Genomic DNA, 19,675 nt, shown 5'->3' on the forward strand with positions numbered 1-19,675 from the left:
AAAAAGGCGCAGATGTCTGCGCCTTTTTGGTTTTTTATGAACTTAGCTCAGACGCCCGTGGCACGCCTTGTACTTTTTACCGGAGCCACACGGGCACGGATCGTTACGACCCACTTTACGATCGCCGGTCTGCGCGGCGATCGCCGCTGCGGCTTCGCTGTCGTCGGTCTGGTGGCTCAGCTGTTGCATTTGTGCCAGACGCTCGGCTTCTTCACGACGCTGCTGCTCCATCGCTTCCACTTCTTCCGGCATACGCACCTGAACCTTGCTCAGGGTGCTGATCACTTCGTACTTCAGTGACTCCAGCATAGACGCAAACATGGAGAAGGACTCACGCTTGTATTCCTGCTTCGGATCTTTCTGCGCATAGCCACGCAGGTGGATACCCTGACGCAGGTAGTCCATCGCCGCCAGGTGCTCTTTCCACAGAGAGTCCAGCGTCTGCAGCATCACGCCTTTCTCGAAGTGACGCATCATTTCAGCGCCAACAACTTCTTCCTTACGCTTGTAGACGTCCAGCGCGGTTTCAAAGATACGTTCACGCAGCGTCTCTTCGTGCAGCTCAGGCTCTTTGTCCAGCCACTCTTTGATAGGCAGTTCGAGGTCAAAGTCATTTTTCAGACGTTCCTGCAGGCCTTCGATATCCCACATCTCTTCCAGAGACTGCGGTGGAATATGCGCGTCGATGGTGGCTTTAAAGACATCTTCACGAATGCTGTTGATGGTTTCACTCACGTCGGACACGTCCAGCAGTTCGTTACGCTGGGTGTAGATTGCACGACGCTGATCGTTAGCCACATCGTCATATTCCAGCAGCTGCTTACGAATATCAAAGTTGCGGCTTTCCACTTTACGCTGTGCGTTAGCAATCGCTTTAGTTACCCACGGGTGCTCAATGGCTTCGCCAGGTTTCATCCCCAGCTTACGCATCATGCCGGACACGCGGTCGGAGGCAAAAATACGCATCAGCGCATCTTCCATAGACAGGTAGAAACGGGATGAACCGGCATCACCCTGACGACCCGCACGGCCACGCAGCTGGTTATCGATACGACGGGATTCATGACGCTCGGTACCGATAATGTGCAGACCGCCGGAAGCCAGAACCGCGTCATGACGAACCTGCCAGTCGGCTTTGATCTGGGCAATCTGTTCTGGCGTTGGGTTTTCCAGCTCTGCCACTTCAGCCTGCCAGCTACCGCCCAGCATAATGTCGGTACCACGACCCGCCATGTTGGTGGCGATGGTTACGGCAGCCGGATAACCCGCCTGCGCAACAATGTCCGCTTCTTTGGCGTGGAATTTGGCGTTAAGAACGTTGTGTTTAATACCCGCTTTCGTCAGCTCGTGCGAAACCACTTCGGATTTCTCGATGGATATGGTCCCCACCAGAACCGGCTGGCCATTGGCAGTACGGTCGCGAATATCTTCGATGATCGCCTGAATTTTTTCCGCTTCGGTCATGTACACCAGGTCCGGCATATCCTTACGGATCATCGGACGGTTGGTTGGAACGACCACGGTATCCAGCTTGTAGATAGAACTGAATTCAAACGCTTCGGTATCAGCAGTACCGGTCATGCCCGCCAGCTTCTCGTACAGACGGAAGTAGTTCTGGAAGGTGATAGACGCCAGCGTCTGGTTTTCATTCTGAATATCCACACCTTCTTTGGCTTCCACAGCCTGGTGCAGACCGTCAGACCAGCGACGTCCCTGCATGGTACGGCCGGTGTGTTCATCGACGATGATCACCTCGCCGTCTTTAACGATGTAATCGACGTCGCGGGTGAACAGCGCGTGGGCGCGCAGTGCAGCGGTCACGTGGTGCATCAGCATGATGTTGCTCGGAGAGTACAGGGACTCGCCCTCTTCCATGATGCCTTCAGCGACCAGCAGCTCTTCAATTTTCACCAGACCGCGTTCGGTCAGGTTCACCTGGCGCGCTTTTTCATCAACGGAGAAGTGACCTTCACCCTGGAAGGTATCCGAGTCTTCTTTCTCCTGACGCAGCAGGTGTGGAATGATTTTGTCGACCTTACGGTACATCTCGGAGCTGTCTTCAGCCGGGCCGGAGATGATCAGCGGGGTACGCGCTTCATCGATCAGGATGGAGTCAACCTCATCCACCAGCGCATAGTGCAGCTTACGCTGTACGCGCTCTTCCGGGCTGAACGCCATGTTGTCACGCAGGTAGTCGAAGCCGTATTCGTTGTTGGTGCCGTAAGTGATGTCCGCGTTATACGCTTCGCGTTTGGCTGGCGCAGGCAGGCCGGACATGTTGATGCCGACCGTCATACCGAGGAATTCGAACAGTGGGCGGTTGTTTTCGGCGTCACGCTGCGCCAGATAGTCGTTGACGGTAACGACGTGAACGCCTTTACCGGTCAGCGCGTTCAGGTAAGCCGGCAGCGTTGCGGTCAGGGTTTTACCTTCACCGGTACGCATTTCCGCGATGCAGCGCTCGTTAAGCACCATACCGCCCAGCAGCTGAACGTCGAAGTGACGCATGCCGAATACGCGCTTACTCGCTTCGCGCACGACAGCAAACGCTTCCGGGATCAGGCTTTCTAAGGTTTCACCTTTTTCCAGACGCGCACGGAATTCCGCCGTTTTCGCTTTCAGCTCATCATCAGAGAGCTTCTCCATCGCCGGTTCCATACCGTTGATGACGGCCACAGCTTTGCGCATACGGCGCAGGGTACGATCGTTACGACTACCAAAAACTTTAGTTAACAATTTGATTAGCATAATAAATTCTCAAACGCCCCATCGTGGGCAGATAAATTAAGGTATTGAAAAAGTTAATTTAACTGAGGCGTTGCGGCCCGGCGCGAATGCCGTGGACCTGGCTAATCCAGGTTGAAACAGAGAATGAGACAGGAGGAACGAGCGCGCGTTGCGCCGTCTGGCGAACCATGACCGGCGGCTGGCTGTCCTGCGTGAGCAGCGCGTTGAGCGTGTCCAGCAGGGCAAGATGCTGAGCCTGCACCGGCAGCGTCTCTTCCGCAACAGGCATTGCCTGCGGTGCCATCGCAAAGGAGAGATGGCGGATAACCGTGCGGATAGCATGCTGGTGCCAGTAATCGACGGAGAAATTTGGGCGGCGACCGGCTTCAAGCCACGCAAGGTTAGTAAAATTAACCCGCGTATTGAGATCGTGTTTGGTAGTAGAAGTTTTCGCGGGCGTCGCCGCTTCGGCACTGTTGCTGAGCGCAGGCAAGCCGAAACTCGCCGCGACCATCCCTAATAAGAGATGCGGCCAGAAGTAACGTCTGCCAAATTGTCGCCAGCGCGTCAGTATTCCGCTCACCTGCTCCACCCAATAAGCCAGCCTTGCAGAGGCTGAATTCAGTTATTCGTTATAGCGCCCAGATAGTACCACTAAAGCCAATATACATCAGCAGGAATGAGGTGCCACCGAGGGGAAAAATGGTCAAGAATGCAGCTAACGCGCACATTTTCTGCGTAAGACAAACTAGAGAAAACGCTGGGGTAAACGAAGAAGGGTAAAATAAAAACGACTGGCCATCCTGGTCGGAGAGAGTACCAGGTTAACCAGTCGATTTTTTTACGAAACGGGATGAACCGTTACGCCAGAACCATACTTGGTGCTTTGAAAGCCAGCGGCAGTTCAGCTTCGTCTTCGAAGGTCACATATTCCCAGGCTTCCTGTTTTGCCAGGACGGCCTGCAACAGTTTGTTGTTCAGTGCATGACCGGATTTGAACGCGGTAAATGCACCAATGATGTTGTGACCACACATGAACAGGTCGCCGATAGCATCCAGCATTTTGTGACGAACGAATTCATCTTCGAAACGCAGGCCGTCTTCGTTCAGTACGCGATAATCGTCAACAACGATGGCACAATCGAAGCTGCCGCCCAGGCACAGGCCGCGGGACTGCAGATATTCGATATCACGCATGAAGCCAAATGTACGGGCTCGGCTGATCTGGCGCATAAACGCATCGGCAGAGAAGTTCATCGCGTAGCGTTGGGTGCTGGAATCAATCGCCGGATGGTTAAAGTCGATGGTAAAGTCCAACGAGAAACCATTGTACGGTTTGAATTCAGCCCACTTGTCGCCATCTTCGACGCGAACGGTCTCTTTGATGCGAACAAATTTCTTCGCGCAGTTCAGTTCTTCGATGCCAGCATCCAGCAACAGATAGACGAACGGTGCAGCACTGCCATCCATAATCGGGATTTCTGGCGCATCGACTTCAACAATAATGTTGTCGATACCCAGACCCGCCAGGGCGGCGTTCAGGTGCTCTACGGTAGAAATCCGCACGTCATGCTCGTTCACCAGACAAGTACAGAGCATTGTATCACGCACAGATTTTGCATCGGCCGGAAAATCTACCGGTGGATTCAAGTCGGTGCGACGATAGATGACCCCGGTATTGGCCGGCGCAGGGCGTAACGTCAGCGTGACTTTCTTGCCGGTATGTAAACCGACACCTGTCGCCTGAACGATACGTTTAAGTGTCCTTTGTTTGATCATCGTATAATCTCGCCAAATTAACTATCCAACCGAGAGTGTATATCACTAACGGTGGGCCAGTTTAGCACAAAGAGCGCAAATCCCCTAATTCCAGCCGATTCTTAGTCAGCTTGCTTACGCAGGAACGCCGGGATATCCAGATAATCTGGCTCTTTCGCCGTTTGCGGCGTTGGGTCGTTTACCACTTTCGCGGCCGGTTTCTGCTCCTGAGTCAGAGGAGACATACCGTGCTGCTGGTAACGATCCATTACCGGTTGCTGAGTCTGCTTGTTGGTCACTAAGGTGATCTCAGGACGCTTGTCCATACCGATACCGGTCGCAACAACGGTAACACGCAGCTCGTCGTTCATTTCTGGGTCAAGTGAAGTACCGATTACCACGGTAGCGTTGTCAGAGGCGAACGCACGGATAGTGTTACCCACGGTTTCAAACTCATCCAGACGCAGGTCAAAGCCAGCGGTAATGTTGACCAGCACGCCGCGCGCACCAGACAGATCGATATCTTCCAGCAGTGGAGAAGAGATGGCCATTTCAGCCGCTTCTTCCGCACGGTCTTCACCGCTCGCCACGCCAGAGCCCATCATCGCGTAGCCCATTTCGGACATCACGGTGCGAACGTCTGCAAAGTCAACGTTCATCAGGCCAGGACGGGTAATCAGTTCAGCGATACCCTGAACCGCGCCTTTCAGCACGTCGTTTGCTGCACCGAATGCGTCCAGCAGGGAGATACCGCGGCCCAGAACTTTCAACAACTTGTCATTCGGGATGGTGATCAGCGAGTCCACGTGCTTGGACAGCTCGGTGATACCCTGCTCCGCGAAAGCCATACGCTTCTTGCCTTCAAAGTTGAAAGGCTTGGTCACGACAGCAACAGTCAGGATACCTAAATCTTTTGCCACTTCAGCTACAACAGGTGCTGCGCCGGTACCGGTACCGCCACCCATACCTGCTGCGATGAAGACCATGTCCGCACCTTCCAGTGCAGCGCGCAGGGCTTCACGATCTTCTTCAGCCGCATTGCGACCCACTTCCGGGTTAGCCCCTGCTCCCAGCCCTTTGGTGATACCACCGCCGATCTGGATAGTCTGGCCTACGGCCGTCTTACGCAGTGCCTGTGCATCGGTGTTAACTGCAAAGAATTCAACACCTTCAATGCGTTCACGCACCATATGCTCTACGGCGTTACCGCCGCCGCCACCGACGCCGATGACTTTAATCACCGCGTCGTTGGTCAGTTCCATAGGTTCAAACATAATTTCTCTCTCCGTTGTGCCTGTCGCCCGAGACCGCTAATTCTCTCCGGTCTCTTAAAAAAATTAAAACTCTTTTCGCAACCAGTTGTTCAGTCGTTTGACCCACGACCCCACTGAGACGCGTTTTTCCACTTCCGCTTCACCACTGAGATGAGACTCCTTCCCGTAGTGGAGCAGGCCCACAGCCGTTGAATAATACGGCTCCTGAGCATAATCCGTTAAACCGGTGATATTCAGCGGCGCCCCAATACGCACCTGCGTATGGAACACGCGCTGTGCACAGGCCGCAAGACCTTCAATTTGCGCTGCACCGCCGGTTAATACAATCCCCGCCGCAAGATGATGCTTAACGCCCTGCTGACGAAGCTGTTCCTGTAACTGTAAAATCTCTTCGTTGACCAGGTTGAGCAGCTCGGTATAGCGCGGCTCAATCACCTCTGCCAACGTCTGGCGCTGCAGGCTACGCGGTGGACGACCACCAACGCTCGGCACTTCAACGCTCTCATCTTTGCCAACGATAGACCCCAGCGCACAGCCGTGGCGCACTTTAATCGCTTCTGCATCGCTCGGCGGCGTACCAAAAGCGTAAGCTATATCGCTGGTCACAACGTTCCCTGCGTACGGGATCACTTTGGTATGGCGCAACGCACCGCCGGTATATACGGCGATATCCATTGTACCACCACCAATATCGACCACACAGACGCCCAGTTCACGTTCATCTTCGGTCAGTACGGAATAACTTGCCGCCAGACCCGCGAAAATAAGTTGGTCAACTTTCAGGCCACAACGTTCAACGGCTTTTACAATGTTCTTCGCCATATCGTTGTGACATGTGATCAGGTGCACTTTTGCCTGCATACGTACGCCAGAAAGACCGACCGGGTTCTTGATCCCTTCCTGGTAGTCAATCGCATATTCCTGCGGGATCACGTGCAACACGCGATGCTCATCGCGAACACGCACGGATTTCGCCGTATGCACAACGTTTTCAACGTCTTCCTGCGTCACTTCTTCTTCGGAAATCGGCACCATACCGATTTCGTTCTGGCAGCTAATGTGTTTACCAGAAAGGGCCAGATAGACAGAAGAAATCTGGCAATCTGCCATCAATTCAGCCTGATCGATGGCGCGCTGAACGCATTTCACCACCGATTCAAGATCGTTTACCCCACCTTTATCCATACCACGGGACGGGCAACTGCCCACGCCAATGATATTGACCATACCGTCGGGCAGAACTTCCCCTACTAAAGCGGCAACCTTCGCGGTGCCAATCTCCAGTCCAACTACCAGTTTTCTGTCCGTCGCCTTGATCATTGTTGTTCTGCCTGTACCTGTGCCTGATTCTGTTGCTGATTAGGTTCCTCGACCGGAGCCGGTACCCAACCGACTGCTGCGCCTGAGTCATAGCGCAAATCAACGTAGCTTATCCGTTTGCCGTCAGTCTGTGCCTGCTGCTGTAAAACCGGGTAAAGTTCGACAAAACGCGCCAGACGCTTCATGGTGTCCCCGCGTCCCAGGTTGAGCTTAATGCCGTTCGTTAACGTAAGCTGCCAGGAACGGCGCGCCGTCATGGCAGCATCTTTTAACGTAAACCTGTCCTTCGCCAGCACCTGCCCCATTTCGCGAAAACCCTGTAACACTTCGTTTTCGCTGCCTTCAGGGCCATACAACATCGGTAAATTTTGCTTGTTGACACGATCGGCCGGGACGCTGAAGGAATTTCCGTCGACGTCAACCATGTGCTGATCATTCCAACGCGCAATGGGCACATATTCAACCAGATGAATCTTCAATTCATCAGGCCATTGCTTTCTTACGCTCGCCTGTTTTATCCATGGCAGACGTTCAATCTGGCTCTGGATAATATTGACGTCCTGAGTCATAAAGGTGCCAGGCGAGCCCAGTGCCAGAATTGACTGGCGAATATCGTCGTTACGCGTGTAGTGACGCTCACCGGTGACCACCAGCTTAGAAAGTGGCAACCGCTGCGCATCTTCCATCCAGCCCAGGACCATCCAGCCGCTGATAAACACGGTGCACAGCACCCCGAGCAGGAAAATGATGCCTGCAAGACGCGTTCCATTACTGCGGCGTGAAGAGGTATATTCTTCCTCGTCATCGCGGTTGCGCGTGTTCAATGCAGCCTGAGACATATCAGCCCGCCTGGTCCAGAATGCGTACGACTAACTGCGAGAAGCTCATCCCCGCCTGACGCGCGGCCATCGGCACAAGGCTGTGGCTGGTCATTCCCGGAGAGGTATTGGCTTCCAGCAGATAAAATTGTCCATCTCGGTCCTGCATCACGTCGATGCGTCCCCAGCCCTGGCAACCCAGAATATGCCAGGCTTTAAGCACCAGGGACTGTAAATCGGCTTCACGCTCAGCTTCAAGACCACTTGGGCAGAAATATTGCGTCTCATCAGAGAGATACTTCGCCTCATAATCATAGAAGACTCCAGCGGGTTGGATACGGATTGACGGTAAAATTTCTTCGCCAAGCATCGCGACGGTAAATTCCGGCCCGCTAAGCCATTTTTCAATCAGAACTTCATCATCATGTTGAAATGCCAGTGCTAAAGCGGACGCTAAATCGTCAGCTTTGTCGACCTTAGACATTCCCACGCTGGAGCCTTCCCGGCTGGGCTTTACAATAACCGGTAAGCCCAGTTCAGCAATGCGTGCATTAACGCTATCCGGCAGGCCCAATTCAAATTCGCGACGCGTCAGCGCAACCCATGGCGCAACGGGTAACCCCGCGCCCTGCCACAGAAGCTTGCTGCGCAGTTTATCCATAGAGATAGCGGAGGCCATCACGCCGCTGCCGGTGTACGGCATGCCGATCAAATCCAGAAGCCCCTGCAGGGTGCCATCTTCACCGCCGCGACCATGCAAAGCGATAAAGACTTTATCGAAGCCCATGGCTTTTAATTGCGTCACGTCGACCTCTTTTGGGTCAACCAGGTGCGCATTGACGCCCCCTTCACGCAGGCCCGCCAGCACAGCCGCACCGGAATTCAGGGAAACCTCGCGCTCGGCGGAAGTGCCGCCAGACAGGACAGCAATCTTATCAGCCATGATGCTCATCCTCCTGAGTTTGCGGCTTCAGTTTGATTTCAGCTAAGGTACGAGCGATTTTGCCGATATTTCCTGCGCCCTGAATCAGAATCAAATCGTTACCTGTCAGGACCGGAGCCAGAATTTCCGCCACCTGTGCAGGGTCAGAAACCAGAATAGGGTCAACTTTACCGCGTCCACGGATGGTACGACACAGAGAACGACTGTCTGCGCCCGGAATCGGAGTTTCGCCCGCTGAATAAACATCCAGCATTAACAGAGTATCAACCTGTGACAGGACGCTGGCGAAATCATCGTACAGATCGCGCGTACGCGTGAAGCGGTGCGGCTGGAAGACCATCACCAGATTTTTGTCAGGCCAGCCTGCACGTGCGGCTTTAATGGTGGCGTCCACTTCGGTCGGATGGTGGCCGTAATCGTCCACCAGCATCGCTGTACCGGCTTTACCGTTCACGGCGTCCAGTGGGAACTCACCGAGGAAGTCGAAGCGACGACCGGTGCCCTGGAAGCTTTCCAGCGCGCGCAGAATCGCATCATCATCAATGCCTTCTTCCGTCGCGACGGCCACTGCCGCTGCGGCATTGAGGGCGTTATGGCGCCCCGGCGCATTCAGCGTGACGTGCAGCAGTTCTTTGTCCTGACGCGCCAGCGTGAAATGCCCCTGCGCACCAATCTGTTTGTACTCTTCCACGCGAACGTCAGCGTCTTCGCTGAAGCCGTAAGTGGTGATTTGACGACCCACGCGCGGCAGCAGCTCGCGGATCACCGGGTCGTCTACGCACATCACCGCGCGTCCATAGAACGGCAGGTTGTGCAGGAAGTTGATGAAGGTCTGCTTTAAGTTCTCGAAGTCACCATGGTAGGTATCCATATGGTCAGCTTCGATGTTAGTGACGATCGCCACCATCGGCTGCAGGTGCAGGAACGACGCGTCGCTCTCATCCGCTTCGGCAATCAGATAACGACTGTGGCCCAGACGCGCATGTACGCCTGCGGCTTTGACCAGACCACCGTTGACGAACGTCGGGTCGAGACCCGCTTCCGCATAAATACTGGAAACCATCGCCGTGGTCGTAGTTTTACCGTGGGTACCGGCAATGGCGATGCCGTGACGAAAACGCATCAGTTCCGCCAGCATTTCTGCGCGGCGGATCACCGGAATGCGCGCTTCATGCGCGGCAACGATCTCCGGGTTGTCAGAGGAGATGGCGCTTGAGACCACCACCACGCTCGCATCGCGCACGTTTTCCGGGCGATGGTTAAAATAGATAGTCGCCCCAAGCGACGCCAGCTGCTGCGTTACAGGGTTTGGCGCCAGGTCAGACCCGCTGATCTGATAGCCTTCGTTAGCTAACACTTCGGCAATACCGCCCATGCCAGCACCACCGATGCCAACAAAGTGAATGTGCCGGACGCGACGCATCTCGGGCACGATTGAACGCAGTTTTGCCAGTTGTTGTGTATTCATTCTCTAAACGCCATCGACTACTTAAAATTCGTGCAGCGCAACACGCGCTGCGAGGGTTAAGCCTGGGCTGCCAGGCTCACTTCTTTTGCCACCCGTTCCGTCGCATCAGGGATGGCGGCCGCGCGCGCGCGTTGCGCCATCTCCAGCAGTGCGTCTCTGTTCCAGCCCGCCAGGGTGGTGGCGACCGCGTCGGCGGTAAATTGTGGCTGCTCAAATATCTTCGCGGCACCGGCTTTCTCAAGCGGCAGCGCATTCCAGTACTGCTGTCGGTCCTTGTGCTGGAACGGCACAAACAGGGCCGGCAGACCGGCGGCGGCGATCTCGCTCACCGTCAGCGCGCCTGAACGACAGACCACGACATCGGCCCAGGCATACGCTGCCGCCATGTCGTCGATAAACTCTGTGACTTTATGCTGCGCCTGACCTTCGTCTGCGTAATCCTGCTCAACGGTCTGCTGAGCGCCTTTTCCGCTCTGGTGCCAGATCGTCACGGCATCCCCCAGCTTTGCGGCTACCTGCGGCATCGTCTGGTTTAAGATGCGCGCGCCCTGAGAGCCACCGACGACCAGTACGCGCACCGGCCCTTCACGGCCCGTCAGGCGAGCGTCCGGCAGCGGCAGTGCCAGCACGTCTACGCGCACCGGGTTACCCACCACGTCCGCTTTCGGGAACGCGCCGGGAAACGCCTGCATAACTTTGGTGGCGATTTTCGCCAGCCACTTGTTGGTCAGACCGGCAATACCGTTCTGTTCATGCAGCACAACGGGAATGCCTAACGACCACGCCGCCAGCCCGCCAGGACCAGAGACATAGCCGCCCATGCCCAACACCACATCTGGCTTAAAGCGCTTCATGATGGTGCGCGCCTGACGCCAGGCGTTAAAAATACGCACCGGTGCCAGCAGCATTGCCTTGAGGCCTTTACCCCGAAGGCCGGAAATACGAATAAAGTCGATCTCGATACCGTGCTTCGGCACCAGGTCGGCTTCCATGCGGTCTGCGGTTCCCAGCCAGCGTACCTGCCAGCCCTGATCCATTAAATGGTGCGCAACCGCCAGTCCCGGGAACACGTGTCCGCCGGTACCGCCTGCCATCACCATTAACCGCTTCGGTTGATTCATCGTGAACCTCGTGTAAACGCCTGGGCTTTTTCCAGACGCGTTTCATAATCTATGCGCAACAACAGCATGATGGCCGTCGACATAATCAACAGACTGGAACCACCATAACTGATCAACGGCAACGTCAGACCTTTGGTCGGCAGCATACCCGCTGCGGCCCCGACGTTAACCAATGCCTGGAAGCTAAACCAGATACCAATTGAACAGGCTAAGAAGCCTGAGAAGCGGTGATCGATCTCCAGCGCTTTCCTGCCGATGGACATAGCACGGAAAGCGACGAAGAATACCATTAATAGCGCTAACACCACACCGATATAACCCAGTTCTTCCGCAATAATGGAGAAGATGAAGTCGGTATGCGCTTCCGGTAAATACTCCAGTTTCTGTACCGAGTTACCCAGACCCTGTCCCCAGACTTCACCGCGACCAAAGGCCATCAGCGACTGCGTCAGCTGATAACCGCTGCCGAACGGATCTTCCCACGGGTTCCAGAACGAGGTCACACGGCGAATACGGTAAGGCTCGGCGAGGATCAGCAGCACAACCGCCGAAATCCCCATCCCGATGATAGCGATGAACTGCCACAGCTTCGCGCCCGCCAGGAACAGCATCGCCAGGGTGGTAACGAACAGCACAACAACGGTACCGAGGTCAGGCTGCGCCAGCAGTAATACCGCCAGCACCAGAATCACGCCCATCGGTTTTAAGAAGCCGCGCAGGTTGTTACGTACTTCATCTACCTTACGCACCAGGTAGTTAGCCAGGTAGCAGAACAGGGAGAGCTTGGTAAATTCCGCAGGCTGAATGCGCAGCGGGCCAAAGGCGATCCAGCGCGATGCCCCGTTAACAGAACTCCCCACCACCAGTACGATCAGCAGCATAATAATCGAGGCGATCAGCATCGCCGTGCTGTGCCGCTGCCAGAACTCCATCGGCAGACGCAAGGTCACCAGCGACAGACAGAACGCCAGGATGATGTACAGACCATCACGTTTGGCAAACAGGAAAGGATCGTTCGCCAGACGCTGCCCGACGGGCATTGAAGCTGACGTGACCATAATAAAGCCTACCGCCGCCAGCCCCATCGTGAGCCAGAACAGCGTGCGGTCGTACATGATCAGGCTGTCGTTATCTTTTTGACGAGAGCCCATCACCCAGCCTTTGAGCGCCGCAAACAGCCATGCCAGGATCCCAAATCCTGGCAGGCGCGGCATTTTCAGGCGAGGGAGAGATAAACGCATCAGCCTAACTCCTTCGCCAGGCGTGTAAAGACATCACCACGCTGTTCGAAATTCTTGAACTGATCGAGGCTGGCACAGGCCGGAGAGAGCAGCACCATATCGCCTGGCTTCACACGAGGGGCAATGAGCCGCATCGCCTGTTCCATAGTTTCAGTTTGCTCAGCAACTTCAGGGCGCAGTTCAGCAAGCTCGCTGCCGTCACGGCCAAAGCAGTACAAGCGGATGTTATCTCCGCCGAGATACGGCTTCAGTGAGGAGAAATCAGCTGATTTACCGTCGCCGCCCAGCAGTAAATGCAGGGTGCCGTCAACGTGCAGGCCGTTCAGCGCGGCCTCCGTGCTTCCCACATTGGTGGCTTTGGAGTCGTTGATCCAGCGTACCCCGTTGTGCTCCAGCGCCAGCTGGAAACGGTGTGCCAGACCAGAAAACGTGGTTAATGCTTTCAGGCTGGAGGAGCGTGGCAGCCCTACTGCATCCGCCAGAGCCAGCGCCGCCAGGGCATTGGTATAGTTGTGCTGACCAGAGAGCTTCATCTCTTTCACGTTCAGCACTTTCTCACCCTTAACGCGCAGCCATGTTTCGCCCAGCTGACGGTTCAGGTGGTAATCCCCCATCGTGATACCAAAGCTAATACAGCGATCGTCTGCGCCACGCACCGGCATGGTCAGCGCATCATCGGCGTTAACAACGCAGACTTTGGCATTTTCATAAACGCGGAGCTTGGCGGCACGGTACTGCTGCAGGCCAAATGGATACCGGTCCATATGATCTTCTGTCACGTTGAGGATCGTCGCAGCCGCAGCATGCAGGCTGGAGGTAGTTTCCAGCTGGAAGCTGGAAAGTTCGAGAACATACAGCTCGCAGCCTTTGTCCAGCAGCATCAGAGCGGGTAAACCAATGTTACCGCCAACGCCGACGTTCATGCCCGCCGCTTTCGCCATTTCCCCCACTAGGGTGGTGACGGTGCTTTTACCGTTAGAACCGGTAATAGCGATAACGGGCGCCTGCGCTTCGCGGCAGAACAGCTCGATATCGCCGACAATCTCAACGCCCGCATCCGCGGCAGCGCTCAGAGAAGGGTGCGCCAGCGCCATACCCGGGCTGGCGACAATCAGATCGGCTGCCAGCAGCCAGTCATCATTCAGACCACCAAGGTGGCGTTCAACCTGTTCCGGCAGTTTGTCCAGACCCGGCGGAGAGACACGCGTATCCATCACGCGTGGCGTCACGCCGCGTGCGAGGAAAAAGTCCACGCAGGAGAGCCCCGTGAGGCCCAACCCGATGATAACGACTTTTTTGCCCTGGTAATCTGCCATGATTAACGTACCTTCAGCGTTGCCAGGCCAATCAGCACCAGCATCAGCGAAATAATCCAGAAGCGCACAATCACGCGCGGCTCCGGCCAGCCTTTCAGTTCATAGTGGTGGTGAATCGGCGCCATACGGAAGATGCGCTGACCGCGCAGCTTGAAGGAACCGACCTGCAAAATCACCGACAGAGTTTCAACCACAAACACGCCGCCCATGATCACCAGCAGGAACTCCTGACGCAGCAGTACGGCGATAATGCCGAGCGCACCGCCCAAAGCCAGAGAACCGACGTCACCCATAAAGACCTGCGCCGGATAGGTGTTGAACCACAGGAAGCCCAGCCCCGCGCCGACAATCGCCGTACAGACGATCACCAGTTCACCTGCATGGCGCAGATAAGGGATGTGCAGGTAGTTCGCAAAGTTCATGTTACCGGTCGCCCACGCCACCAGCGCAAAACCGGCGGCCACAAAGACGGTTGGCATAATGGCCAGGCCATCCAGACCGTCGGTCAGGTTAACGGCGTTGCCGGTACCGACAATCACAAAGTAGGCCAGCAGGATGTAGAACAGCCCCAGCTGCGGCATCACGTCCTTAAAGAACGGCACGACCAGCTCGGTGGCTGGCGTGTCTTTTCCAGCCAGATACAGCGCGAAGGCTACGCCCAGCGCGATCACCGACATCCAGAAATATTTCCAGCGCGCGATCAGGCCCTTAGTATCTTTGCGGACGACTTTGCGATAATCATCAACAAAACCGATGATCCCGTAACCCACCAGCACCGTCAGCACACACCAGACATACGGGTTGGACGGGTACGCCCACAGCAGTACGGAAACAACGATGGCAGTCAGGATCATGATCCCGCCCATGGTCGGGGTACCGCGCTTGCTGAAGTGCGATTCCGGACCGTCGTTACGCACAACCTGGCCGAAAGAGAGTTTTTGCAGACGGGCAATCATGCGCGGGCCCATCCACAAAGAGATGAACAGCGCAGTCAGCAGGCTGACGATGGCGCGAAACGTCAGATATGAAAAGACGTTAAAGCCTGAATAATATTTGACCAAATGTTCGGCCAGCCAAACTAACATGTCCCGTTCTCCTGTAATGCGTGCACAACCTCTTCCATGGCGGCACTACGTGAACCTTTAACTAATACAGTCACAATTTGTTTTTCTGCAATCAACGCCTTAAGGCGCTCAATCAACGCGGTTTTTTCAGCAAAATGCTCGCCAACGCCGCTGGCCTGGCTAATCGCCTGGCTCAGTTTTCCTGCGCTCAGCACGCAGTCCAGCCCCGCCGCTTTCGCCGCTTCACCGACCTGGGTATGACAGGCTTCGCTTTCGTCGCCAAGCTCTGCCATATCGCCAACCACCATGATGCGGTAGCCCGGCATTTCAGATAACACCTGCACCGCCGCCGTCATCGAGCCAACGTTCGCGTTATAGGAGTCATCCAGCAGCAGCTTGTTTTCCGCCAGCTGGATTGGGAACAGACGACCCGGCACGGCTTTCAGGTTCGCCAGCCCGGCTTTGATCGCCTCATGTGAAGCGCCTACCGCCGTTGACAGCGCCGCCGCCGCAAGGGCATTGGCGATGTTATGGCGACCCGGCAGCGGCAGCAGCACATCCACGCCACCCGTTGGTGTCGTGAGGGTGAACTCGGTGCCGTGCGACGTCACATGGATATTGGTCGCCGTAAAATCACTGTTGGCCGCATTTGGCGAGAAGCGCCAGGTTTTACGCGCACCAATGATGCTCTGCCAGTTCAGCCAGTCGTTGTTATCGGCGTTCAGAATAGCGATACCGTTTTCCGGCAGGCCGGTATAAATCTCGCCTTTCGCTTTCGCCACGCCTTCCAGCGAGCCAAAGCCCTCCAGATGCGCAGCCGCGAGGTTATTCACCAGCGCCGCTTCCGGGCGAGTCAGGCTCACGGTCCAGGCGATTTCCCCCTGGTGGTTTGCACCTAACTCGATCACCGCATAGTCGTGCTCTTTGGTCAGGCGAAGTAATGTCATCGGCACGCCGATGTCATTATTGAGGTTGCCCGCGGTATAAAGCGTATTGCCGCACTGGCTGAGGATGGCCGCCGTCATCTCTTTCACTGACGTTTTGCCTGATGATCCTGTCAAGGCGACGACGCGAGCCGGCACCTGCTGACGAACCCAGGCAGCCAGCTCACCGAACGCGAGACGCGTATCTTTCACCACAACCTGCGGCAGATCGATATCAAGCCTGCGGCTGACCAGCAGCGCACCGGCGCCGTTCTCTTTGGCCTGCCCGGCAAAATCATGCGCGTCAAAACGCTCGCCTTTCAGCGCCACGAACAGACAGCCAGCGGTGATTTTGCGGGTGTCCGTCGTTACGGCATCAATGGTCAAGTCTTGCCCGTGAAGGTCGCCGTGCAGTACCGAAGCGGCCTGGCTTAACGAGAGGCTAATCATGCGACGACTCCCAGCAGGCGAGCTGCCGTTACGCGATCCGAGTAATCCAGACGGCGGTTGCCAACGATCTGATAATCTTCATGGCCTTTACCCGCCAGCAGAACAACATCATTCTCCTGTGCCTGCATGATGGCGTTCGTTACGGCTTCCGCGCGGCCTTCCACGACGCGCGCGCGCCCCGCATCCAGCATGCCCGCCAGAATGTCATTAATGATGGCGCGCGGCTCTTCCGTACGCGGGTTGTCATCGGTGACAACCGGGATATCTGCGAACTGTTCCGCAATAGCGCCCATCAGCGGGCGCTTGCCTTTGTCGCGATCGCCGCCGCAGCCAAACACGCACCAGAGCTTACCGGTACAATGCAGGCGCGCCGCTTCCAGCGCTTTTTCCAGCGCATCCGGCGTGTGGGCATAATCAACCACAACGGTCGGCTTGCCCGGCGCGCTGAACACTTCCATACGGCCGCAAACCGGCTGCAGACGCGCTGAGGTTTTCAGCAGTTCAGCCATTGGATAACCCAGCGCCAGCAGCGTCGCCAGCGCCAGCAGCAGGTTGCTGACGTTAAACGCGCCCATCAGGCGGCTTTCAATTTCGCCTTCACCCCAGGAAGAGGCAAAGCGGATGGTCGCCCCGCTGTCGTGATATTTCACCTCAACCGCCTTCAGCCAGCGGCCGTGGCAGTTCGGATTGATATGGTCTTCCATCGATACGGCAACCGCATCCGGCAGCTTCGCCAGCCAGCGGCGGCCGACTTCATCGTCGGCATTGATGATCGCCTGACCACAGTGGTGAGTGGAATAGAGCAGCCATTTCGCGGCTTCGTAGTGCTCCATATCACCATGATAATCAAGATGATCGCGGCTCAGGTTGGTAAACACTGAAGCGGCAAATTTCAGCGCCGCGACGCGGTGCTGTACCAGACCGTGCGAAGAGACTTCCATCGCCGCAAAGGTTGCGCCCTGCCCTGCCAGACCGGCAAGCACGTGCTGTACGTCAACCGCGGAGCCGGTGGTGTTTTCCGTCGGGCTCACTTTGCCCAGCAGACCGTTACCCACGGTCCCCATCACAGCGCTTGTTTCACCCAGCAGCTGGGCCCACTGCGCCATCAGCTGCGTGGTGGTGGTTTTTCCGTTGGTACCCGTTACGCCAACCAGACGCAGCTGGTCGGAAGGTTCGTGATAAAAACGTCCCGCCAGCGCGGAAAGACGCTCGTTTAACTGGCTGAGATAGATAACCGGCACCCCGTGCATTTCACGGATCTCACCGTCGGTTGCCTCATCTTTAGCCTCAGCAATAATGGCAGCCACACCTTGCGCAATCGCCTGCGGGATATAACGACGCCCGTCCGCCTGATGACCGACCACCGCCACAAAAAGATCGCCAGAAGCAGCCACACGGCTGTCCAGTACCATCTCTCGCAGTGCTCGCTCCGGTGCATTTGGCACCCACGGAGCGAGAAGGTCGCGCAAATTACGATCTGCCACCTGTACCCTCGCCTTGATTAATTACAAATTCACTTTTTTCGCCCGTCGCCAGCGCATCCGGTTCAATGTTCATGGTGCGTAACACGCCGCCCATGATGGCCCCGAACACAGGCGCGGAGACGGCGCCGCCGTAGTATTTACCCGCCTGTGGATCGTTTATCACGACCACCAGCGCAAAACGCGGATTGCTTGCAGGCGCAACGCCTGCGGTATAGGCAATGTATTTGTTGATATAGCGGCCGTCCGGCCCGACTTTTTTCGCCGTACCGGTCTTGATGGCGATACGATAACCTTTGATTGCCGCCTTCACGCCGCCGCCGCCGGGCAGCGCCACGCTTTCCATCATATGAACAACAGTACGGACGGTTGATTCCGGGAAGATACGCTCACCGGGAACCGGTGGATCAACTTTGGTAATCGACAGCGGACGATAAACGCCATAGCTGCCGATCGTTGCGTAGACTCGCGCTAACTGTAACGGTGTTACCATTAGCCCGTAGCCGAAAGAGAAGGTGGCCCTCTCTATGTCAGACCACCGTTGTTTTTGAGGATATAAGCCACTGCGTTCTCCGACCAACCCCAAATTGGTCGCCTTTCCAAGCCCAAAACGTGAGTAAGTCTCTACTAACGCTGAGGACGGCATCGCTAACGCCAGCTTTGAAACACCGACGTTACTCGACTTCTGTAACACCCCGGTCAGGGTCAATTCGCTGTAGCGCGCCACGTCTTTGATTTCGTGACCGTTAATTCGGTAAGGAATGGTATTCAGTACGGTATTTTCATTAACGATACCGCGCTGAAGTGCAGTCATGACCACCATCGGCTTAACGGTCGAACCCGGTTCGAACACGTCGGTGATGGTACGGTTACGCATAACATCCTTCTGCGTGCCGGTAAGATTGTTAGGGTTGTAGGACGGGCTATTGGCCATCGCCAGCACTTCACCCGTGTTGACATCAACTAACACGGCACTGCCCGATTCCGCTTTGTTAAAGGCCACGGCGTTGTTCAGCTCGCGGTAAACCAGCGCCTGTAATCGCTCATCGATGCTCAGCGCAAGGTTGTGTGCGGCCTGGCTGTCCGTTGAGGAAATATCTTCAATTACGCGACCGTAGCGGTCTTTACGCACAATGCGCTCGCCGGGCTGGCCGGTGAGCCATTTATCAAAGCTTTTTTCAACGCCCTCAATCCCCTGGCTATCAACGTTGGTGAAACCGATGAGGTGAGCGGTTACTTCACCGGATGGATAGTAACGACGTGATTCCTCACGCAGATGAATCCCCGGCAGCTTCAATTTTTTGATGTAGTCCGCCATGTCAGGGTTCACCTGACGCGCCAGATAGATAAAACGCCCTCTCGGGTTGGTATTCACGCGTGAAGATAACTGGTCCAGCGGCATCTTCAGCGCATCCGCAAGGGCCTTCCAGCGGTTATCAAGCGTGATACCGCCAGCATCATGCAGTTCTTTAGGATCGGCCCAGATTGCCTTCACCGGCACGCTCACCGCCAGCGGACGACCCGAGCGGTCGGTGATCATCCCACGGGACGTCGACACTTCCTGGACGCGCAGGGAGCGCATATCGCCCTGGCGTACCAACATGTCAGGGGCGACGATTTGTAACCAGGCCACGCGTCCCAGCAGGAAACCCAGCGCCAGTAAAATGCAGCCGCAAAGCAACGCAAAACGCCAACTGATAAAGTTGGCCTGTTCTTCCTGACGTTTTGGTTTTAGCGTTTTTGCCGCTGCTTTCATGCGTCGCGTTTTCCC

The 19,675-nt window shown here is 55.9% G+C and carries 15 protein-coding genes; all 15 read right to left on the minus strand.

The features are described from left to right. Window positions 1-42 precede the first annotated feature (42 nt). Window positions 43-2,748: a preprotein translocase subunit SecA gene (gene secA, locus RVY89_RS15320; protein WP_371899275.1), complete on the minus strand. Its 2,706-nt coding sequence runs from the start codon at window positions 2,746-2,748 to the stop codon at window positions 43-45. 58 nt (window positions 2,749-2,806) lie between these two features. Further along, window positions 2,807-3,310, minus strand: a complete 504-nt coding sequence (secM, locus tag RVY89_RS15325) for a secA translation cis-regulator SecM (RefSeq protein ID WP_371899276.1) — start codon at window positions 3,308-3,310, stop codon at window positions 2,807-2,809. 278 nt (window positions 3,311-3,588) lie between these two features. Beyond that, window positions 3,589-4,506 (minus strand): UDP-3-O-acyl-N-acetylglucosamine deacetylase, encoded by a 918-nt coding sequence (lpxC, locus tag RVY89_RS15330; protein ID WP_008501977.1) that lies wholly within the window; start codon window positions 4,504-4,506, stop codon window positions 3,589-3,591. A gap of 101 nt (window positions 4,507-4,607) precedes the next feature. Beyond that, window positions 4,608-5,759: a cell division protein FtsZ gene (gene ftsZ, locus RVY89_RS15335; protein WP_008501978.1), complete on the minus strand. Its 1,152-nt coding sequence runs from the start codon at window positions 5,757-5,759 to the stop codon at window positions 4,608-4,610. Window positions 5,760-5,822: 63 nt separating this feature from the next. Further along, window positions 5,823-7,079, minus strand: a complete 1,257-nt coding sequence (gene ftsA, locus RVY89_RS15340) for a cell division protein FtsA (protein WP_023334508.1) — start codon at window positions 7,077-7,079, stop codon at window positions 5,823-5,825. Beyond that, window positions 7,076-7,918: a cell division protein FtsQ gene (gene ftsQ / locus RVY89_RS15345; protein WP_023293285.1), complete on the minus strand. Its 843-nt coding sequence runs from the start codon at window positions 7,916-7,918 to the stop codon at window positions 7,076-7,078. The genes ftsA and ftsQ overlap by 4 nt, the downstream gene beginning before the upstream one ends. 1 nt (window position 7,919) lies before the next feature. Then, a complete protein-coding gene (locus tag RVY89_RS15350) occupies window positions 7,920-8,840 on the minus strand; it encodes a D-alanine--D-alanine ligase (protein ID WP_484825787.1) in 921 nt (306 codons plus the stop codon). Further along, window positions 8,833-10,308: a UDP-N-acetylmuramate--L-alanine ligase gene (murC, locus tag RVY89_RS15355; protein WP_371899278.1), complete on the minus strand. Its 1,476-nt coding sequence runs from the start codon at window positions 10,306-10,308 to the stop codon at window positions 8,833-8,835. The genes RVY89_RS15350 and murC overlap by 8 nt, the downstream gene beginning before the upstream one ends. 56 nt (window positions 10,309-10,364) lie before the next feature. After that, complete coding sequence (gene murG, locus RVY89_RS15360; RefSeq protein ID WP_484825788.1) at window positions 10,365-11,429, minus strand: undecaprenyldiphospho-muramoylpentapeptide beta-N-acetylglucosaminyltransferase; 1,065 nt, start codon at window positions 11,427-11,429, stop codon at window positions 10,365-10,367. Beyond that, the gene (gene ftsW, locus RVY89_RS15365; RefSeq protein WP_014068899.1) at window positions 11,426-12,670 is read right to left on the minus strand and encodes a cell division protein FtsW; all 1,245 of its coding nucleotides are present in this window, start codon (window positions 12,668-12,670) and stop codon (window positions 11,426-11,428) included. Before ftsW ends, murG begins: the two co-directional genes overlap by 4 nt. Then, window positions 12,670-13,986, minus strand: coding sequence for a UDP-N-acetylmuramoyl-L-alanine--D-glutamate ligase (gene murD / locus RVY89_RS15370; protein WP_484825789.1), 1,317 nt, complete (start codon window positions 13,984-13,986; stop codon window positions 12,670-12,672). The genes ftsW and murD overlap by 1 nt, the downstream gene beginning before the upstream one ends. A 2-nt stretch (window positions 13,987-13,988) precedes the next feature. Further along, on the minus strand, window positions 13,989-15,071 hold the full coding sequence (gene mraY, locus RVY89_RS15375; RefSeq protein ID WP_008501985.1) for a phospho-N-acetylmuramoyl-pentapeptide-transferase: 1,083 nt from the start codon (window positions 15,069-15,071) through the stop codon (window positions 13,989-13,991). Continuing rightward, on the minus strand, window positions 15,065-16,423 hold the full coding sequence (gene murF, locus RVY89_RS15380) for a UDP-N-acetylmuramoyl-tripeptide--D-alanyl-D-alanine ligase (RefSeq protein WP_484825790.1): 1,359 nt from the start codon (window positions 16,421-16,423) through the stop codon (window positions 15,065-15,067). The genes mraY and murF overlap by 7 nt, the downstream gene beginning before the upstream one ends. Beyond that, window positions 16,420-17,907, minus strand: a complete 1,488-nt coding sequence (gene murE, locus RVY89_RS15385; protein WP_484825791.1) for a UDP-N-acetylmuramoyl-L-alanyl-D-glutamate--2,6-diaminopimelate ligase — start codon at window positions 17,905-17,907, stop codon at window positions 16,420-16,422. The genes murF and murE overlap by 4 nt, the downstream gene beginning before the upstream one ends. After that, on the minus strand, window positions 17,894-19,660 hold the full coding sequence (locus RVY89_RS15390) for a peptidoglycan glycosyltransferase FtsI (protein ID WP_484825792.1): 1,767 nt from the start codon (window positions 19,658-19,660) through the stop codon (window positions 17,894-17,896). Before RVY89_RS15390 ends, murE begins: the two co-directional genes overlap by 14 nt. Between the last annotated feature and the right edge of the window lie 15 nt (window positions 19,661-19,675).

The organism is Enterobacter sp. 3U4 (assembly GCF_057224565.1).